The 16,993-nt window shown below is 68.9% G+C and carries 16 protein-coding genes; 14 read left to right on the top strand and 2 right to left on the bottom strand.

What is annotated here, in order from left to right; translation table 11 throughout:
- From ABZU74_RS13360 to ABZU74_RS13305, 12 genes are all read left to right on the top strand, one after another.
- Entirely contained in the window at positions 1-576 is a 576-nt protein-coding gene (locus ABZU74_RS13360) for a hypothetical protein (RefSeq protein ID WP_355422390.1), read from the top strand.
- Entirely contained in the window at positions 570-1,787 is a 1,218-nt protein-coding gene (locus ABZU74_RS13355; RefSeq protein WP_355422387.1) for an ATP-grasp domain-containing protein, read from the top strand. The genes ABZU74_RS13360 and ABZU74_RS13355 overlap by 7 nt, the downstream gene beginning before the upstream one ends.
- Positions 1,788-1,789: 2 nt before the next feature.
- Entirely contained in the window at positions 1,790-2,884 is a 1,095-nt protein-coding gene (locus ABZU74_RS13350) for an aminotransferase class IV (protein WP_355422384.1), read from the top strand.
- A 34-nt stretch (positions 2,885-2,918) separates the two neighbouring features.
- Complete coding sequence (locus ABZU74_RS13345) at positions 2,919-3,209, top strand: ferredoxin family protein (RefSeq protein ID WP_124853626.1); 291 nt, start codon at positions 2,919-2,921, stop codon at positions 3,207-3,209.
- An 18-nt stretch (positions 3,210-3,227) separates the two neighbouring features.
- Positions 3,228-4,748 carry a radical SAM protein gene (locus tag ABZU74_RS13340; RefSeq protein WP_355422381.1) on the top strand — a complete coding sequence of 507 codons (1,521 nt, stop codon included), beginning with the start codon at positions 3,228-3,230 and terminating at the stop codon, positions 4,746-4,748.
- Between the two features lies 1 nt (position 4,749).
- A complete protein-coding gene (locus ABZU74_RS13335) occupies positions 4,750-5,034 on the top strand; it encodes an acyl carrier protein (protein WP_355422378.1) in 285 nt (94 codons plus the stop codon).
- Positions 5,027-5,599, top strand: coding sequence for an alpha/beta fold hydrolase (locus ABZU74_RS13330; RefSeq protein WP_355422375.1), 573 nt, complete (start codon positions 5,027-5,029; stop codon positions 5,597-5,599). Before ABZU74_RS13335 ends, ABZU74_RS13330 begins: the two co-directional genes overlap by 8 nt.
- A complete protein-coding gene (locus tag ABZU74_RS13325; RefSeq protein WP_355422373.1) occupies positions 5,596-7,137 on the top strand; it encodes an amino acid adenylation domain-containing protein in 1,542 nt (513 codons plus the stop codon). The genes ABZU74_RS13330 and ABZU74_RS13325 overlap by 4 nt, the downstream gene beginning before the upstream one ends.
- Positions 7,127-8,551, top strand: a complete 1,425-nt coding sequence (locus ABZU74_RS13320) for a S8 family serine peptidase (RefSeq protein ID WP_355422371.1) — start codon at positions 7,127-7,129, stop codon at positions 8,549-8,551. The genes ABZU74_RS13325 and ABZU74_RS13320 overlap by 11 nt, the downstream gene beginning before the upstream one ends.
- A gap of 62 nt (positions 8,552-8,613) precedes the next feature.
- A complete protein-coding gene (locus tag ABZU74_RS13315; RefSeq protein ID WP_355422368.1) occupies positions 8,614-9,831 on the top strand; it encodes an MFS transporter in 1,218 nt (405 codons plus the stop codon).
- Entirely contained in the window at positions 9,797-11,020 is a 1,224-nt protein-coding gene (locus ABZU74_RS13310) for a hypothetical protein (protein ID WP_355422366.1), read from the top strand. The genes ABZU74_RS13315 and ABZU74_RS13310 overlap by 35 nt, the downstream gene beginning before the upstream one ends.
- The gene (locus tag ABZU74_RS13305; RefSeq protein ID WP_355422363.1) at positions 11,013-12,200 is read left to right on the top strand and encodes an ATP-grasp domain-containing protein; all 1,188 of its coding nucleotides are present in this window, start codon (positions 11,013-11,015) and stop codon (positions 12,198-12,200) included. Before ABZU74_RS13310 ends, ABZU74_RS13305 begins: the two co-directional genes overlap by 8 nt.
- A 129-nt stretch (positions 12,201-12,329) precedes the next feature.
- On the opposite strand, the gene ABZU74_RS13300 is transcribed toward ABZU74_RS13305, so the two are convergent.
- Entirely contained in the window at positions 12,330-12,599 is a 270-nt protein-coding gene (locus tag ABZU74_RS13300) for a hypothetical protein (protein ID WP_355422360.1), read from the bottom strand.
- A gap of 104 nt (positions 12,600-12,703) precedes the next feature.
- Positions 12,704-13,537 carry a TIGR02452 family protein gene (locus ABZU74_RS13295; protein ID WP_355422357.1) on the bottom strand — a complete coding sequence of 278 codons (834 nt, stop codon included), beginning with the start codon at positions 13,535-13,537 and terminating at the stop codon, positions 12,704-12,706.
- Between the two features lie 325 nt (positions 13,538-13,862).
- Between ABZU74_RS13295 and ABZU74_RS13290 the strand changes: the two genes are divergently transcribed.
- Together ABZU74_RS13290 and ABZU74_RS13285 are read left to right on the top strand one after the other, a co-directional pair.
- Positions 13,863-16,757 carry an AAA family ATPase gene (locus ABZU74_RS13290; RefSeq protein ID WP_355422354.1) on the top strand — a complete coding sequence of 965 codons (2,895 nt, stop codon included), beginning with the start codon at positions 13,863-13,865 and terminating at the stop codon, positions 16,755-16,757.
- A gap of 80 nt (positions 16,758-16,837) precedes the next feature.
- Positions 16,838-16,990: a hypothetical protein gene (locus ABZU74_RS13285; protein WP_355422351.1), complete on the top strand. Its 153-nt coding sequence runs from the start codon at positions 16,838-16,840 to the stop codon at positions 16,988-16,990.
- The last annotated feature ends 3 nt before the right edge of the window (positions 16,991-16,993 follow it).

Here is a 16,993-nt window from a genome sequence, read left to right as displayed (position 1 = left end):
ATGCCTGACGCCACCGGCCGTTCCACAGCGGGTTCCGGCTCGACCGCACTGCCGCACGTCACCACTATCCACACGCTCGGACCGACGGGAACCAACCTGGAGAAGGCCGCTCACCGCTGGTTCGCCGACCGACAGCGCTCGGGCCGGGTGATCCTGCACGCCGAGGTCGAGGATGGGCTTGACGTCATGACGTTCGACGGCACCGAGGCGATTCTCGCCTGTGCCGTCTACCCGCGCCTGCACGACCTGGTCTTCGGCAACCTGCATCGGCTCACGATGGCCGACAGCTTCATCCTGGACACCTACGACATGGTGCTCGCCGCGCGCCCCGGCCAAAGGTCCGTCAGCACCATCGTCACCCACCCCGCGCCCAGCTGCCTGGTCACGAATCGGGGCACGATCTCGTACGCGAGCAGCAACTCCGTGGCCGCTGCCGTCTGCGCCGCCGGGGAATACGACGCCTGCGTGACCACCGACCGGGCGGCGCGGGCTGAAGGGCTACGGACACTCGAGAACTTCGGTCCGGTGCCGATGGTGTTCACCCTGCACGTCGGGAAGGCTGGCGCCGCGTGTTGATAATCGTCCAGCCGCTGTCGGCCGGGATCCAGCTGGCGAGCCGGCTGGTGACGGCCGGCGTCCCGTGCCTGATCCCGACGCAGTTCCCCGACCTGCTGCCGGCGGAGATCCACTCCGGTGCCCGCGTCGTGGACTGGCATCCGGACCAAGGCGTGTCCGCTCTGCTGGACCTCGTCGACCGGTCGGGGGCGACACCGACCGGCGTCATCGCGGGTTTCGAGTACGCCGTCGGCGCGGCGGCGGAGCTGGCCCGTGCCCTCGGGCTGCCGGCGCTGAGCCAGGACACGGCGGAGGCCGTCCGCCAGAAGGACGTCATGCGGGAGCGCTGCGTCAAGCACGGCATCGCCGTCCCGGCATCGATCGCGGTCCCGGCCGACGAGGTGGGCGAATGCCCGTTCGCTTTCCCGGCGGTCGTCAAACCGGTCGACTGGGGCGGGAGCCTGATGGTGCGCCTCGTCCGGGACGCCGACGAATACCAGCGCGCCTGCGCGGAGATCCACAGGTACGGCGAGGTCAAGTTCCACCACGATCCGCGGCGGGTCGCCCTGGTCGAGGAGTACGTCGACGGCCCCGAGTTCTCCCTTGAGGGCTGGGTGGACACGACCGGGCTGCACCTCGTCAGCATCACCACGAAACTCCTCAACGCACCGCCGCAGTTCTTCGAGATGGGCCACGTCGCCACACCGCCGCAGAGCTCACCGCACGGACGGCTGCTGCACGAGTTCGCCGCGCAGGTGGTCGACGCCTTCGACATCACCGTCGGGCCGTTCCACATCGAGACCCGCATCGCCGCGGATGGCCGCCCGGTGCTGATCGAGGTGGGCGCCCGGTTGGCGGGCGACTGCATACCCGAATTGATCATGGCCGGGCCTGGGGTGGACCTCTACCTGGCGGCGGCTGAGGCGGCTCGCGGCGGCCGTTACGTGCACCAGCCCGTCTCGTCGGTCAGCGCCGGGCTGGCCTTCGTCACCACCGATCGGCCGGGCGCCTTCGCCGGCAGCCTGTCCGGCCTCGAACCGTTCCTCGAGGCCGACGAGTTCGAACGGATCGTCTTCGAGGCTGAGCGCGGCGCGGCGCTCGATCCCGATGACATCTTCCACAACCGGGTCGCCCAGGTCTATTTCGTCGGCGATCCAGGCCGGGTCGAGGACCTGGTCGGCGCCGTCCTCCGCGACGTGCGGGTTGATATATCCGACAAGGAAGGCAACTGACCGTGAGCAAGGACAACGATCTGGTCGTCGAGGCGACGACCGCACCTCGCTCCCAGCCGGAGGCCGACGCGCCGACGCGCCCGGGCCGCGCCCTCACCGATCACGCGTACTCGATGCGGTGGAGCAAGCGGCGGTCCTGGCAGGGCATGACCATCGCCGACCGCGACAGACTGCCGTCCGTGCGGCCCACGTCCTCGGCACTGAACTATGGCCAGGCGATTGTCGACGACCTCGCGGCCTACCGGATGACCGACGGGTCCGTCGCGGTGTACCGCCCGGACAGCCACGTCAAGCGGCTCAACAACGGGGCCCGGCGGATGGCACTCCCGCAACTCGACTTCGACCGCGTCTGGCTCGCGATCCGCCGGCTCGTGGACCTGGACTCGGCGTGGATACCGGCGGAGCCCGGGTCCGCGCTGCTGCTGCACTCCGTCCTGGCCGGCAACGGTCAGACTCTCGAGGTCGCCCCAGCCGAGGAGTGCCTGTTCACGATCGTTGCGAGCCCGCTGACGCGACAGGCCCCGGCCGAGCTGCCGGTGCGGGCGATGGTCGTGGACGACTACGTCCGGGCCTGGCCGGGCGGCACGGGCGACACCAACGCCATCGGGAACTACGGGCAGGGGCTGGTCCCACGGGAGATCGCCGCCAACTACGACTACCAGCACGTGCTGTGGATCGGCGGCGATCCGGAGCGCAGGGTCCAGCAGATCGGCGCGATGAACGCGTTCTTCGTCATCGACGGCGTCCTGACCACGCCGTCCCTGGACGGCACCGTACGGCCGGGGATCACCCGTGACTCGATCATCAAGCTGGCGCGTGATGCGGGGACCATTGTCGTCGAACGGCCGGTTCCGGTGGCGGAGGTGCTGCAGTGCATCAGCGACGGCCGGATCACCGAGTGCTTCGGCACCGGAACGGTCGAGGGCGTGGTGTCCATCAACGGCATCGGCTACCTCGGGGAGGAATACCGGCTGCCCGGCACCGTCGCCGTGGCGTCGCACCTCCGGGAGGTGCTCGAGGGCATCCACCGCGGCGACGTGATCGACCGGTTCGGCTGGATGCGACGGCTCACCGAAGTTTCGACAGTCCACGCCTGACCACGGCAGCGCAACCCATCAGGAGATCCAGATCATGGCCTACGTCGTCACCGATGCTTGCATCGGCTGCAAGTACACCGACTGCGTGGACGTCTGCCCGGTCAATTGCTTCCACGAAGGCCCGGAGATGCTCTACATCAATCCGGAGGAGTGCATCGACTGCAACGCCTGCGTTGCCGAATGCCCGCCGGAGGCGATCTGGGCCGATGTCGAACTGCCTGAGGACAAGTTCGAGTGGATCCAGATCAACGGTGAGATGAGCCAGCAGTACCCGGTCATCTACCAGAGCGACGCCAATTCCGTCAGCAAGAAGTCCGCCTCATAAGGGATGGGATCGACAGACATGACCACCACCGAGAACTCGTTCATGCTCGGTCTCGACTCGAACTTCTACCTCAAGGACGACTTCGAGAGCCCGGAGAAGCGTACCAACGTCACCTGGTTCTACCCGAAGATCTGCGGCTTCCAGGACGCGCTGCGGACCGAGCAGGAGAAGGCGGAGTACTTCTCCTTCCTCGACCGTCAGACGCACCCTCAGCAGACGGACATCCTGCTGTACTTCCACATTCCCTTCTGCGAGGCGTTCTGCAACTTCTGTGCCTGCTTCAAGGAGTCCTCCGCGAAGTACCAGGGCGAGCAGCGGGTGCGGTTCGTCAAGACCATGGTGAAGGAGATCGAGCGCAATGCCCGCTCCGCGTACTTCCAGGGCACGAAGATCAAATACGTCCAGTTCGGCGGGGGTACGCCGTCGGCGCTCGACCAGGAGTCGATGGCGACCATCATCCAGGCCGTGCATCGCGAGTTCGACCTGAGCGAGGTCGACGGGATCTCGCTGGAGGGCAGCCCGCTCGGCCTGTCCACGGACGGCTACATCGAGATGCTCAAGTCCCTGGGTATCACCCGCATCTCGTTCGGCGTGCAGACGCTCAACGAGGAGATCCGGCGCAAGCTGACCATCAAGGCCACCGTCGAGCAGGTGTACCAGACGGCGGAGAACATTCGCAAAGCCGGGATCAGGACCTTCGCCCTGGACCTCATGTACAACCTCGCCGGTCAGACCGACGAGATCCTCGCCTCCGACATCCACGGCATCTGCGCCGAACTGCGTCCCAGCTTCGTCCAGACCTACCGGTTCAACCAGTGGGAGGGCACCCGGCTCGACAAGCAGATCCGGGCCGGCAAGGTGAGCGACGTGCTGCCGTCCGGCAGCATCGAGCGGGTCCAGTACCGCCAGATCAAGGAGAGCCTGGCCGACTACGGGTACGACAAGCAGCTCCTGATCAACTTCTTCACCCACCTCGACGAGACCGGCCCGATCGGGCTGGACCACGCCTGCGGAGGCAACGGCTACCGGGCCAGTTACACCCTGGGCATCGGTCCGGCCGCCGAGAACTACATGGGTGAGCGGAGCTACCGCAACCACACCAATGTGGACCGTTGGATCAAGGATGTCGAGGACGGCATCATCCCCATCGAGCAGGGTCGGATCTGCAGTGAGGACGAGGTCGAGAACCGCGTCATGGTGTTCTTCCCAGTCTTCGGCACTGTCCGCAAGGCCGACGTCGCCAACCTGGAGAAGTACCGCCGGGAAATCAACTGGATGGTCGACAGCGGGTACGCGATCGAAACCGACGAGGACATCACCCTCACCGAGGTCGGCCGGGAGAACGCCGGCAACATCGCCTTCCTGTTCTACTCCGACGAGGAGAAGGCGCGGGCCCGCCGCACCATGTACCTCTCGCTGAAGAACAAGCGCAACCCGTTCCACCAGGACGAGATGAACATCCCCCGGACTCCGGTCTTCCTGCAGTCCAAGCTGGCGACCCGGCCAGCCGACTCCAGCGCCGCGCCCAAGGCGGGCTGACATGACGACCGCTGACCGGAAGACCCGCGCGGACATCGAGGATGACCTGCGCAAGATCGCGGCCGAGGTCTTCCCCAACCACGACGTCGAGCTGACCTCGAACACTCCCCTGTTCAACGGCGGGCTCTCCCTGAACTCCACCCAGATGATCGAGCTGACGCTGGCCTTCGAGTCGTACTACGACATCGAACTCGAACCGGAGCTGCTGACGGTGGAGCACTTCGCCACCCTCGGCTCGCTCGCGACGATGCTCGAGGATCAGCTCAACGACGACTCCTATGTCTGATGCCGTCCGGGTCGTCCTGGTGCACGGGAACGCTGGAGCAACCATCGACGGCATCTGGTTCCCGTACCTGAAACGGGAGCTGGAGGCTCGTGGCCACAACGTGGTGGCACAGACCTTCCCCGATCCGATCAAGGGCCGGATGCGGTACTGGCTGCCCTACCTGACCGATGTCATCCGGCCGGACGACCAGACGGTCATCGTGGGGCACTCGTCAGGAGCCCTGACCGCACTGCGGTACGCGGAGTCGGCGCCGTTGCTGGGCACCTTCGTGGTGGCCGGACACCACACGGACTGCGGCTTCGAACTCGAACGGCGCAGCGGATTCTTCGACCGGCCATGGGACTGGGCCGCGATCAAGCGGAATCAGCGCTTCATCGTCCAGTTCCACTCGACTGACGACCCGTGGGTCCCCGTCGACGTGGCCCGGGAACTGCATCGGCTGACCGGCAGCCGCCTGACGCTGATGGAGGGGATGGGCCACTTCGGGTCGTACGACCAGAAGTTGGATACCTTCCCGGAGCTGCTGGAGGCGGTGTGCCAGCAACTCGAGACGGTCAACAGGTGACCGGCAACCGGCTCCGCTTCGTCGACGAGGTCCTCGACCGCCGCCACGACGAGGACGCCGTGGCGGTGGTCGACCTGGCCACCAACGTTCAGGTGTCCTATCGGACGCTGGCCCGGCGCACCCAGGCACTTACCGACCTGCTGGCGCCCCTCGTCGGCAGGCACGACACCGTCGCCATGGTGCTGGACAAATCCATCGATTCCGTGGTCTGCATGATGGCGGCGCTTCGGCTCGGCGCCCGGTACGTCCCCGTCGACGAGTCGTTGCCGCCGGCCCGGACGGCCCTGCTGTTCGCCGCCTGCCGGCCGACCGTGACGGTGACGCACCCGCAGCATCTCGGGCTGGTCACCGGGGCGGAGGCCGGCACCCTGGTGATCGCCGGTGACTCCTGGGACGTGCGGGCCGAGGCCGACTACCGGCCCTCGGCGTACGGGGACAGGACGCCGGACGACCAGGCGTACGTCATCTTCACGTCGGGATCCACCGGCGGCCCGAAGGGCGTCATGATCAGCCACCGCAGTGTGTGCGCGCTGCTCGAAGGCGTACAGGAGGTGGTCGGTTTCCCGGAACGGATGCGATACCTCAACGTGGCACCGCTGTTCTTCGACGCGTCGGTGGTCGATCTGTACTCCACCTTCCTGGTCGGCGGTAGCGTGCACCTGCTGCCCCGGCTGTCGATGGCCGGCCAGGTCACCCAGGCGTGCGAGCAGTGGCGCATCACCGACGTACTGCTGGTGCCCTCGGTCATCCGGATGCTCCTCGGGCGTTTCAGCGACATCGACCGCCGCGACCTGAGCTCCCTGCGGCGCCTGTGGTTCGGCGGCGAGTCGTGCCCGACCTCGCTCCTGCGGGCACTGGACAAGAAGCTTCCGGGTCTGACCTACGTGCACGGCTACGGTCCGACCGAGACCACGCACAGCGCCACCCTCTACGTGACCGACGACATCGCCGGCCACGACGACGAGTATCTGCCCATCGGGACCCCGCTGCCCGCCGTCGACGTCCTCATCGTCGACGACGACCTGCGACCGGTGCCCGACGGCGAAACGGGTGAGCTGCTCATCGGCGGCCCGCAGGTCATGGTGGGCTACTGCGCCGAGCGGGCGAAGACCGCGCAGGTGCTGATCACGCGAGGCTCCCCCGAGATCCGCTATTACCGGTCGGGCGACTTCGTGCGGCGGAACCGCGCCGGTCAACTCGTCTTCGTCGGCCGCCGCGACGACGCCGTGAAGATCGCCGGGAACCTCGTGCACACCTCCGAGGTCGAAGCCGCCGCGCTCGCCGTGGACTGGGTGCTCGACTGCTGCGCGATGGTGACCCGGCACCGGGTCGCCGGTCAGGCCATCACCCTCTTCGTCCTCGGCGCCGACAGGACCGCAGCCGAACCCGAACTGCGGGCCGAGCTCGCCCGGGTGTTGCCGCCGTACATGGTCCCGGCCGAGATCGTCCTGATCGACGAGGGCGACGTCGGCCTGACGCCGACCGGCAAACTCGACCGGGGCCGCCTCCGGGGACTGGTGACCTCCGATGATCGATGACGAGATCGCCGCGTTCACCCGGCGAGGTGTGCTGACCGTGGTCCCACGGGCGGCGTCCGGGCGCAGCCTCGCCGACGACCCCGCCGAGCTGCTACGCCATCCTGTCGAGGAGTTCCTTCCCGCGCCGGGCACCGTCGACCGGGTCGCCGAGGCTCTCGGCCGGGAGGGCCTGGCGATCGAAGCGCGAACCGACGTGGGCCTGACGGTCAGCGGTGAGCAGAGCCTGCTCCGGGACATCTTCGGCAGCGGCGTCGCCGTGGTGCGCAACAAGTACATCCGCGACTCACCGCGGTACGAACTCGTGGCGCAGGGCCCGCTGCGCTCGCGGGTGTGCACCGACCTCATCAGCGCGGTCTCAGCCCCACGATCCGGATTCGAGCTGACCGCGACCGCGTCGCCGCCGGTGGTGCGCGGAACCGGGCACCACCTCCGCCTGCCCGACGACGCGGTGCGAGTGGCCGGAGCCGAAGAACTGCACGCCGCCGGCATCCGCGGCCACGGCGTCCGGGTCGTCATGGTCGACACCGGCCTCTACGACCATCCGCATCACCGGCAGCACGGTTACCGGACCTCGGTCGTCGCGGCACTGCCGCAGCTCGATCCCGCGGTCGACGAACGCGGTCACGGCACCGCGATGTCGGCGATGCTTCTGGCGGTGGCGCCCGACGTGTCCCTCACGATGGTCAAGATGGCCACCGAGGGTTTCTCGTTTCCGGTCGCCGCGTTCCAGCGGGCGGTCCACCTGGCACCCGACGTCATCTCCTGCAGCTGGGGCACCCTGCGCTCGGAACCCCATCTGCATCTCGAGGTCGCCAACGCGATCCGGCGCGGCTGCACCGTGCTGTTCGCCGCCGGTAACGGCTCGACCGACCGGCCGACAGCGATGTTCCAGTCCGTCGCCACCCCTGGCGCCATCACGGTCGGCGGGGTGCACATCGACCCCGACGGCGCGCTGCGGGCCGCCGACCTCGCCTCCAGCTACCGGTCGGCGATCTTTCCCGGACGGGCCGTGCCGGACGTGTCCGGCCCGTGCGGCATGTTGCCCAACGGCAATTACATTCTCTTCCCGACCCAGCCCGGTTGTCTCTTCGACCGCCGCAACAGCAAGTACGACGGTACGGGAGCCGATGACGGCTGGCTCGTTTCGAGCGGAACGTCAGGTGCCACGGCCTATGCCGCCGGTGTGGTGGCACTGGCCGTCCAGCAGGGCAGGACGAGCACAGTGGAGTCGCTGGCGGCCGACTGTGTGCCGGTTACCCAGGGTCGTTCCATCACCGGGGATGAGTGCGGCGGGGAGAGTCCGAACCGGGCCACCGGCCACGGTCTGCTTACCGCGTACCGACTGGACGGGGTTGTCGCTGCCGATCGGCCGCTGTTACGCTCCTCGATGGACAGACGGGGGATCTCTGCGTGACTGGACCATTGCGTGCCGACGCCAGGGAACCCCAGACAACCGACATCCGGCCGCATCAGATCGTGCGCTTCGTCGGGGGCCGCGGGGTCGCGGCGCTGGCCGACCAGTTTCTTTTGTTCGCCATCCCGCTGCTGGTCTTCAAGACCACCGGCAGTGTCGCCGCGAGCGGGCTCGTCTTCCTGGTCGAGTGGCTGCCACGGGTCCTCTTCGTCCCCGTTGCCGGGGTGCTCGCCGACCGGATCGACGGCTACCGGCTCTACCTGATCGCCGACAGTGTCCGGGCGCTCCTCGCCGCGGGCGCCTTCGCCGCCGTACTCGCCTGGCCGGACGCGACGGTGGTGACGCTCAGCGTTCTTGCCGCATCCATGTCCCTGGCCAGCGCCCAGGCGTACATCGCGATGGAGACCACCCTCCCCCGGTTCGTGCCCGCCGAGCACATGGTGCGGGCCCAGTCCGTCATCCAGGGCACCGAGCAGGCGAGCACGGTGCTCGGACCAGCCGTCGCGGTCCTGCTGGCCACGCTGCTGGGAACGACAGATCTCCTGCTGGTGACCGGGGTGCTGTTCGCGCTCACCGCGATGAACGTCCTGACGCTGCGCGGCAGCCTGAGCAACGCGGTCACCAACACCGAGCCCACGACGGTGCGCGGTGTGCTGGCCTCAGTGGTCGAGGGCGCGCACACGCTGTTCAAGCTCCCCCCGATGGTGGGCCTGGTCGGGCTGACGATGATGGTGAACCTGATGGTCGGTGTCGGCATGGCGACCAGCGCCGCCATCACCACCGGCACGTTCGGCAAGCCCGACCGCTACTTCGGGGTGCTGTCCTTCGCCGAGGGCGTGCTGGCCCTGTTGATCTTCTTCTTCATCCCGCGACTGTCCCGGCAGATCAGCCCGCTGGTCGCCATCCTGGGCACATTCGTGATCATCTGCCTGGGCGGGCTGACGATCAGCCAGGCGAACTCGTTCACCCAGTTCGCCATCGGTTACACGTTGCTGATCGGCACGGTCGGCATCCTGAACGTCTTCATCCGCGCCGAACGAGTTCGCCGCATTCCCCGCGAACACCTCGGCAAGACGATAGGCCTCATCGTCCTGCTGAACCAGGTCTCCCTGCCGATCTCAGGTTTCGTCGTCGCCGTCTTCGCCACCGCGCACGGCCCACAGGCCGTCCTGCTCGGCTCGGTGCTCGGGTCCGTCCTCGTCGCCGTTCTGTTGCTCCCACTGGTCCTTCAACTGAGGTATCCCCATGCGCATCCTGGTCCTGCACCGCATCACCGATGACATCATCCGCTACGCGGACGGCCTCGACTTCGAAGCCCACGAGGTGACATTCATCGGCACGGCCGAGCGCATGGCGACACTGCCCACACGGTTACCCGGCACCCGGATCGAACGACCCGGGACCGGCGCCACGGAGGCCGAGGTGGTGGCGGCACTCGCCGACCAACCGCGACCCGACCTGGTCATCGCCCAGTCCGAGTTCGACCTGATCGCCGCCGCCCGCATCCGGGAGGCGCTGGGCGTGCCCGGTCCCCGCGAGGCCGACGTGCTTCCCGTCCGGGACAAGGTCATGATGAAAGCCGCCGCTTCCCGGGCGGGTCTGCGTGTGCCGCGCTATCTGCCGCTGACCTCGGCCCTCGCCGGGGCCGCCATCCCGTGGCCGGGTAAGACGGTCCTCAAGCCGCTCGACGGCGCCTCCAGCCAGGGCGTCCGCGTATTCGACACCGCCGAAGCAGCCCTCGACGTGGTACGCCGCGACGGCCTGCCCGCCGACGCGAGCCCGAGCGGCTTCGAGATCGAGGAGTTCGTCAGCGGCCCGATCCTCCACGTCGACGGGCTGGCCGTCGATGGCACACCGGTCACTCTCCAAGCGAGCCGGTACGTCGGCACCTGCCTCGGCTACGCCGAGGGCAGCCCGCTCGGCTCGGTGCAGACGGACACCCCGCCTGCCGTCGTGGAGTGGACCACTGCCTGCCTACAGGCCGTCGGCATCACCACGAGCCTGTTCCACCTCGAAGGCATCGAGACGCCCGACGGTCTGGTCTTCCTCGAGGTGGCCAGCAGGTTCGGCGGGGCCGGCGTGGCCGACACCTTCGAACTGGCGACCGGCGTCCACATGCCGTCGGTGCAACTGCGGGCCCTCTCGACGCCCGGAGCCTCCGCCCCCGAGTCTCGCGAGGCCGGCCCCGACGCCCGGTACGGCTGGTTCATCTTCCCCGGCCACACCCTGGGCGAGAAGTTCTGCACGATCACGGGCTCCGACGAGTTCCGGCACAGCCCGCTGACCTGGCGCTGGGTGCAGCGCACCGAGGACGAGCCGGTCAGTCAGACGCTGAGCTACGCCGAGTACGACGTACCCATCGCCGGTATCGTCGGCCCGGCACCCACTGCCGAGCTCGAACAATTCCTCCGGGACATGTTCGCCTCGATCAAGGTCACGGCGGCCTCCAAGGCAGGCAGCCATGTCTGAGCTGTTGCTGGTCGGAGTCGGCTTCATGGGCAGGCCCTACCTCACCGCCGCGCGACGGCTGGGTCTGCAGGTGGCAGCCGTGGAGGGCGCGTCCCGAGCCGCAGACACGGCCGGGCTCGTCGACCACATGCGGGTCTCCCCCGGCAACAACGACGAGCAGTGGGCCGACGGGACCTGGGCCGCCGCGGCAGACCGCAAGCCGGCGGGAGTGGTGGCGTTCACCGAGAACAACGTGCTCGGCGCGGCCCTGCTGCAGGACCAGCTCGGCCTTCCCGGCCCGTCCCTGCACGCCGCGACCGTCTCCCGCAACAAGGCTCTGCAAAGAGGCCTGTTCGCCGCGGCGGGCATCCGCCAACCCGAGTATCTGATGACCGACGATCTGGAGTCGGCGCGCGAGTGGGTCGCAGCCCGGCTGCCGGTTGTCGTGAAGCCACTGTCCTCCGCCGGCAGCGAGGGAGTGGAACTGGTCGAGGATCTGAACGCCTTCAAGGACGCTGTGGCACGGCGAAACCACGAGCGCCCGCTCCTGGTGGAGACGGCGGTGGACGGCCCGGAATACAGCTGGGAGGCCCTGGTCAGCGACGGCACTGTGTGGCTGGCGAATCTCACCGCCAAGGAGACCGCCGAGCCGCCCCACTTCGTCGAGATAGCACATCGCACCGGCATCCACCTCGACCACGAGGCCGCCGCCGAGGTGACGGAGTTCTGCACCGCCGTGGTGGCCGCCCTCGGCATGCGTACGGGCATCGTGCACCTCGAGTTCCGGCTCGCCGCCGACGGGCCGACCCTGATGGAGATCGCCGTCCGGACCCCCGGCGACTACCTCATGGATCTGCTCGGCCTCACCTACGGGCTGGACTGGTTCGAGATGGTCGTCCGGCTCGCAATGGCGATGCCGCTGCCCGAACCACCGCCGGGCCCCGTCGCGTACGCGGCGAGCTATCTCCCCATCGCGCCGCCCGGCATCCTGGTCGAGATGCGGGGCCTGGCCGAGATCGAGGCGCACCCGGCCTTCGTCAGGTGCGGCTGGTGGAAGAACCCCGGCGACGTCGTGGCGGCGACCACCTGGAGCGCCGAACGCGCCGGCTACGTCATCGTCTCGGCCGAAACTACGGCGCTCCGCGACGAGGCACTGGAATTCGTCCGCAAGACACTGACCATCGTTACCCGCCCGGGCTGATTTCTGGAGCCGTACCAGGGACCGTAACCACGGCTGCCTCGGGCCGTGTCTACGTCCGCGATGCTCCTGGGCCGTTAGTGCGGCCGCGCAGCGGGCCCACACCATCCTGACCCACATCGCCGAAGTGGGTCATCCCTCGGCGGTGGGTCGGCTGTGCACCACCAACTCGTCGATCTCCAACCGGCCGACGCGCAACTCCCGCACGACCGCCCGGCGGATCGCCAGCCGCCCGATGACCAGCGCTCCGACAGCCACGGCCCCGACGGCCAGCGCCCCCACGGCGAGGGCGCCGAGCGACGCCGCCCCCGCAGCCCGCGCGCCGGTCGCCGCCGCGCCCGTCGCCACCGCGCCGTTGGCGCGCGTCCCGGTCAACCGCATCAGGCGTACGTCTCGCTTCATCCCGCCATTGTCCGCCTACCGCCGGCCGCCCGCTCCCCACAAATCCCGGATGTCACCCCATCGCCCTCACCGTGCGCTCCGCCGACCGGTGACATCCGTGCCGCTCATCCACTCTCGCTTCCCACCGCCTCCGCTGCGGTTTTCGGAAAGCGTTCCGCGAACGTGCGGTACACGGGTGTTCCCGGCAGGTTGTCGAGGATGGCGAACACCACGTGGTCGAAGCGATCGACCTCCCGCAGCGCGCTGGCGAAGGCGTCGGCGACCGTAGCGGGATCGTTGCGGAACACGCCGCATCCCCAGGCACCCAACACCAACGTCCGATGTCCGTGCGCGGCCGCGACCTCCAGCACGCGGCGGGCACGCCGGGCCAGCACCGCCGGTACGTCCGCAACGTGTTCGGGCTGATTGCGGAGGATCGCGCCCAGGTTCGGCGCCGCAGCGGTCAGGAACGACGTCGAGTACGGCTGGTCGAGCAGATCGCCCTTGTCGTTCCGAAAGACCGGTACCTTCGGGGAGAAGATGGCGCGGTCGCTGTACCGCAGGTCCCGCTGTTCACGGTGGAACGCATAGAACTCCGGGGCGGCAAGGAGACACGGGTACAGCGCCGAGGAACGGGCGATGCTCTCCTCCTGCGCCTTCGCTCCGCCCAAGAACCCACCACCCGGGTTCTTCGCCGAGGCGAACACCAGACAGGCCGCTCCGGGCGCCAGCCGACGGGCTGCCTGCAACGTCGACTCGTTCGTCACCTCCACAGTGCCTCCGCCGGGCTCCGCGTTTCCCGCCGCGGGCACCTCGTCCGGCAGGTGGAGACGGGTGCCGGCGACTGCGGCACGTAGCGTCTCGCCGATGTCGACCTCGTCACCGGCGCCATTGCGGTAGCGACCTGAATCGGCGATTGCGACAGTCTGGCGGGCGATCTCGCGAAGACGACCGCTCACCCGGCGCACCTGTCTGCGCTACGACCACTGTGCTTCACGATGAGCAAGTTAGGCACTCCCGCCGCGGCCGGCAACCAGGTTAGTGCTGTCCGACAGCGGTGTGTTTCTCTGGAACTCGACCTCGGCACGCAGCAGCGCCGAGGGTCTGCACGAGCCGGCGGCAGAGCCCGTACCCGTCAGGCACGGGGTGCGGTGGGGGACGGTTCGCGTCGTCAGCGCCGCGAGGGTACTTGTGTCCGAGCAGCGAAAAGCGAGATCATCACGCATGCTCGACCCCTCGCCCGAGGACGACCGGACTTCACCGACCGTTTCCACGCCGCATTTCGTGGGGCGTGATCGGGAGATCGCGGCGCTTCGGGCCGCCCTGGCCCGGCCGCCGGCAATCGTGCTGGTCGAGGGCGAGGCGGGGATCGGCAAGAGCCGCCTGCTGCGAGAGTGGCTGGCCGCGCCGGACCAGCCCGTCGCCTTGGTGTCGGTGTGCCCGCCGCTTCGCGAGTCGCTGACGTTGGGGCCGATCGTCGACGCGTTCCGCGGGATCGACCGTCCGGTGTCGCGATTGCGGCTCACCGAACTTGCGGGTGCGTTACGGCCCCTGTTCCCGGAATGGTCCTCCGACCTGCCGCCCGCACTGCAGCCCTTGGACGATGCGAAGGCGGCACGGCATCGCCTGTTCCGCGCCCTGGACGAGCTGCTGCGGGCCCTGCGTGTCGAAGTTCTGGTGCTCGAGGACGCCCACTGGGCCGACGACGTGACCTTGGAGTTCCTGCTGTTCGTCACCTCCCGGCAGCAGTCGCACGGGCCCAGCCTCATGGTCTCCTATCGGCCGGAGGAGGTGGCCGACGGATCGCTGTTGCTGCGGCTGACGTCCCGGTTGCCTGCTGGCGTGACCCAGCTGAGGATCGCCCTGGCGCCCATGCGACCCGACGACACGGCAGCGCTGGTGTCCTCGATGCTGGACGGCAACCCGATATCACAGGAGTTCACGACGTTCATGCACGAGCGGACCGGCGGCGTTCCGCTGGCCGTGGAGGAGTCGGTTCGCCTCATGTGCGACCGCGCGGACCTCGTCTTCCGCGACGGACAGTGGGTCCGGCTGAAGCTGCGCGAACTACAGGTGCCACCAACGGTGCGCGACTCCACCCGGGAGCGGGTGAGCCGCCTGTCGCCGACGGCGCAGCAGGTGTTGCGAGCCGCGGCGACGTTGGCTGAGCGGTCATCGGTGGCGACGATCGCGATGACCGCCGGTCTGTCACCAGCTGCCTGCCGAGGCGCGATCGCCGAGGCGGCCGGCGCCGGTGTGCTGGACGGAGACGACCGTGGCCGGTGGCGATTCCGGCACGTACTGGCCGCCACCGCTGTCTACGAAGCGATCCCGTTGACCGACCGCAGACACTTCCACCTGCTGGCCGGCCGGGCGTTGGAGCACACCCACCCGCAGCCCGTGGGCCGCCTTGCCCACCACTTCCGTGAGGCGGGCGAAACGCAGTCCTGGGCGCGGTACGCCGAGCAGAGCGCCGAACTGGCGATGGCCTCGGGTGACCACACGAAGGCGGTCGACCTGCTGGTGGATCTGTTGACGTGGGCCGTGCTGGCGCCGGTGGATCGGGCACGGGTCGCGCGCATCGCCGGAGTTGCCGCACTGGGCCGTCGGGAAGCTGTCGACGCGGTCTACCACCGCGTGATCCGTACTCTGCGCTCGGTGCTGGAGACCCCCGGCCTCTCCGCCCGGCAGCAGGCCGAGATCCGCAACCCCCTGGGTCGGCTCCTGATAACCGGGGGCGAGGCGCAGGCCGCACTCGGCGAGCTGGAGCAGGCGGTGGCCAACCTCGACCATGACCCGGTCGAGGCGGCTCGGGCAATGACCTACCTTGGCTGGGCCTATGCGGGACCGTGGCCGGCGTCAACCCATCGGCGTTGGCTGGACCGCGCCGCTGAACTCACCGCCGAATTCGATTCTCCCGCAGAGCGGCTGAACCTGGCCGGCAACCGGGCCGCCGCATTGCTCATGCTCGGTGAGGAGGAGGCGTGGGAGGTCGTCGCTGATCTGCCCATCGACGGCACGACCTCGGCAGAGCGTCTCGACGTGGCCCGCATCCACGCGAATATCGGCACCGGCGCACTGATCTGGGGTCGGTACGCCGACGCCGAGGACCACCTCGCCGTGGCCATGCGCCTTGCCGAGGCCGAGCAGGCGTCCCGGTTGCAGCACAACGTCCGACTGGAACAGGCCAACCTGGCGTGGCTCACCGGTCGGTGGGAGGGTCTCGCGGAGCGAAGCGCGGCACTCGCCGATGCCGACCGCGACCGGCCGGCGCACTACCTCGGCAGCATCCGCCTGGCTGCTCGGCTGGCCGCCGCCGCCGGACGGCGGCGCGCCGCGGAGGAGCAGTTCCGGCTGGTCCTCGAGGAGTCCGCCCGTCTCGGCGCAGCCGACGACACGATGGAGGCCGCCGCCGCGCTGGCCAGACTGTGGCTGACGGACGGAAACAGCGGCCGGGCGCTGCAGATCACGAACGAGCCGATGGACACCGTCCGGAGAAAAGGCATCTGGGTCTGGGCGACGGACCTCGTCCCCGCCCGGATCGAGGCGCACCTCGCCGCAGGCGACGTGAGCGCCGCGACACGGCTGGGCGACCAGTTCGGCAGAGGACTGCGGGGCCGCACGGCGCCCGCGCCGCGCGCCGCGCTCACCGTGTGCCGTGCCCTGCTGCTGGCCGCCGCCGGAGACCATGCCCGCGCGGCAACGGCATTCGATCGGGCGGCGCGCGCCTGGAGCGCGTTGCCACGCCCCTACGACGCTCTGCTCGCCCGCGAACGTCAAGCCGAGGCGCTCATCGCGCAAGGCCGGATCGAACAGGGCCGGGAACTGCTGGCGGCACAGTACGAGCAGCTGTTCCGGCTCGGCGCCCGTGGCGATGCGGACCGCATTGCACAGCGGCTTCGCGAACACGGCGCCGAGGTCCCGCGACTGTGGCGCGGCGGCCGACGCGGGTACGGCGACCAGCTCTCGCCTCGCGAGCTCGACGTGGTCCAACTGGTTGTCGCCGGCAAGACGAACCGGGAGATCAGCCGGATCCTGGCCAAGTCGCCGGCCACTGTGGATCAGCAGCTGCGGGCGGCGATGCGCAAGTTGAAGGTGAGCTCCCGGACCGCGCTCGCGGTTAAGGCGGTGGAGGCCGGAGTGTTCGCAGAAGAGGACTCCCTCGACGACGTGTCGTGAAAATTGACGTATCCGCTGGATAGCGACTGCCACTCGTCCCGCCGAGCATGACTCCATGATCCATCGCCGTTGGGCAATGCATGCCTGAGCTACCAGTCCCGCGTGACGACGCCGCCATCGAGCACCCGCCCCCACCCGAGCTGCCCCGCGACCCGCGCGTCAGCGCCCCCGACGCCCACGACGCCGACGGTGGCGACGACCACCAGAACCACGACCCCTACCAACCCCTGTAGGCG

The organism is Micromonospora sp. NPDC005171 (genome assembly GCF_040608575.1).
Taxonomy (GTDB): domain Bacteria; phylum Actinomycetota; class Actinomycetes; order Mycobacteriales; family Micromonosporaceae; genus Micromonospora.
Note: the sequence above shows the minus strand (reverse complement) of the source record. Positions and strands in the feature narration are given on the sequence as shown.

Bases quoted from the DNA above. Each gene is read 5' to 3' on its own strand.
- ABZU74_RS13320 (WP_355422371.1), top strand. From the start codon at position 7,127: ATGATCGATGACGAGATCGCCGCGTTCACCCGGCGAGGTGTGCTGACC.
- ABZU74_RS13340 (WP_355422381.1), top strand. From the start codon at position 3,228: ATGACCACCACCGAGAACTCGTTCATGCTCGGTCTCGACTCGAACTTC.
- ABZU74_RS13335 (WP_355422378.1), top strand. From the start codon at position 4,750: ATGACGACCGCTGACCGGAAGACCCGCGCGGACATCGAGGATGACCTG.
- ABZU74_RS13300 (WP_355422360.1), bottom strand. From the start codon at position 12,599: ATGAAGCGAGACGTACGCCTGATGCGGTTGACCGGGACGCGCGCCAAC.
- ABZU74_RS13310 (WP_355422366.1), top strand. From the start codon at position 9,797: ATGCGCATCCTGGTCCTGCACCGCATCACCGATGACATCATCCGCTAC.
- ABZU74_RS13360 (WP_355422390.1), top strand. From the start codon at position 1: ATGCCTGACGCCACCGGCCGTTCCACAGCGGGTTCCGGCTCGACCGCA.
- ABZU74_RS13305 (WP_355422363.1), top strand. From the start codon at position 11,013: ATGTCTGAGCTGTTGCTGGTCGGAGTCGGCTTCATGGGCAGGCCCTAC.
- ABZU74_RS13345 (WP_124853626.1), top strand. From the start codon at position 2,919: ATGGCCTACGTCGTCACCGATGCTTGCATCGGCTGCAAGTACACCGAC.
- ABZU74_RS13330 (WP_355422375.1), top strand. From the start codon at position 5,027: ATGTCTGATGCCGTCCGGGTCGTCCTGGTGCACGGGAACGCTGGAGCA.
- ABZU74_RS13285 (WP_355422351.1), top strand. From the start codon at position 16,838: ATGCCTGAGCTACCAGTCCCGCGTGACGACGCCGCCATCGAGCACCCG.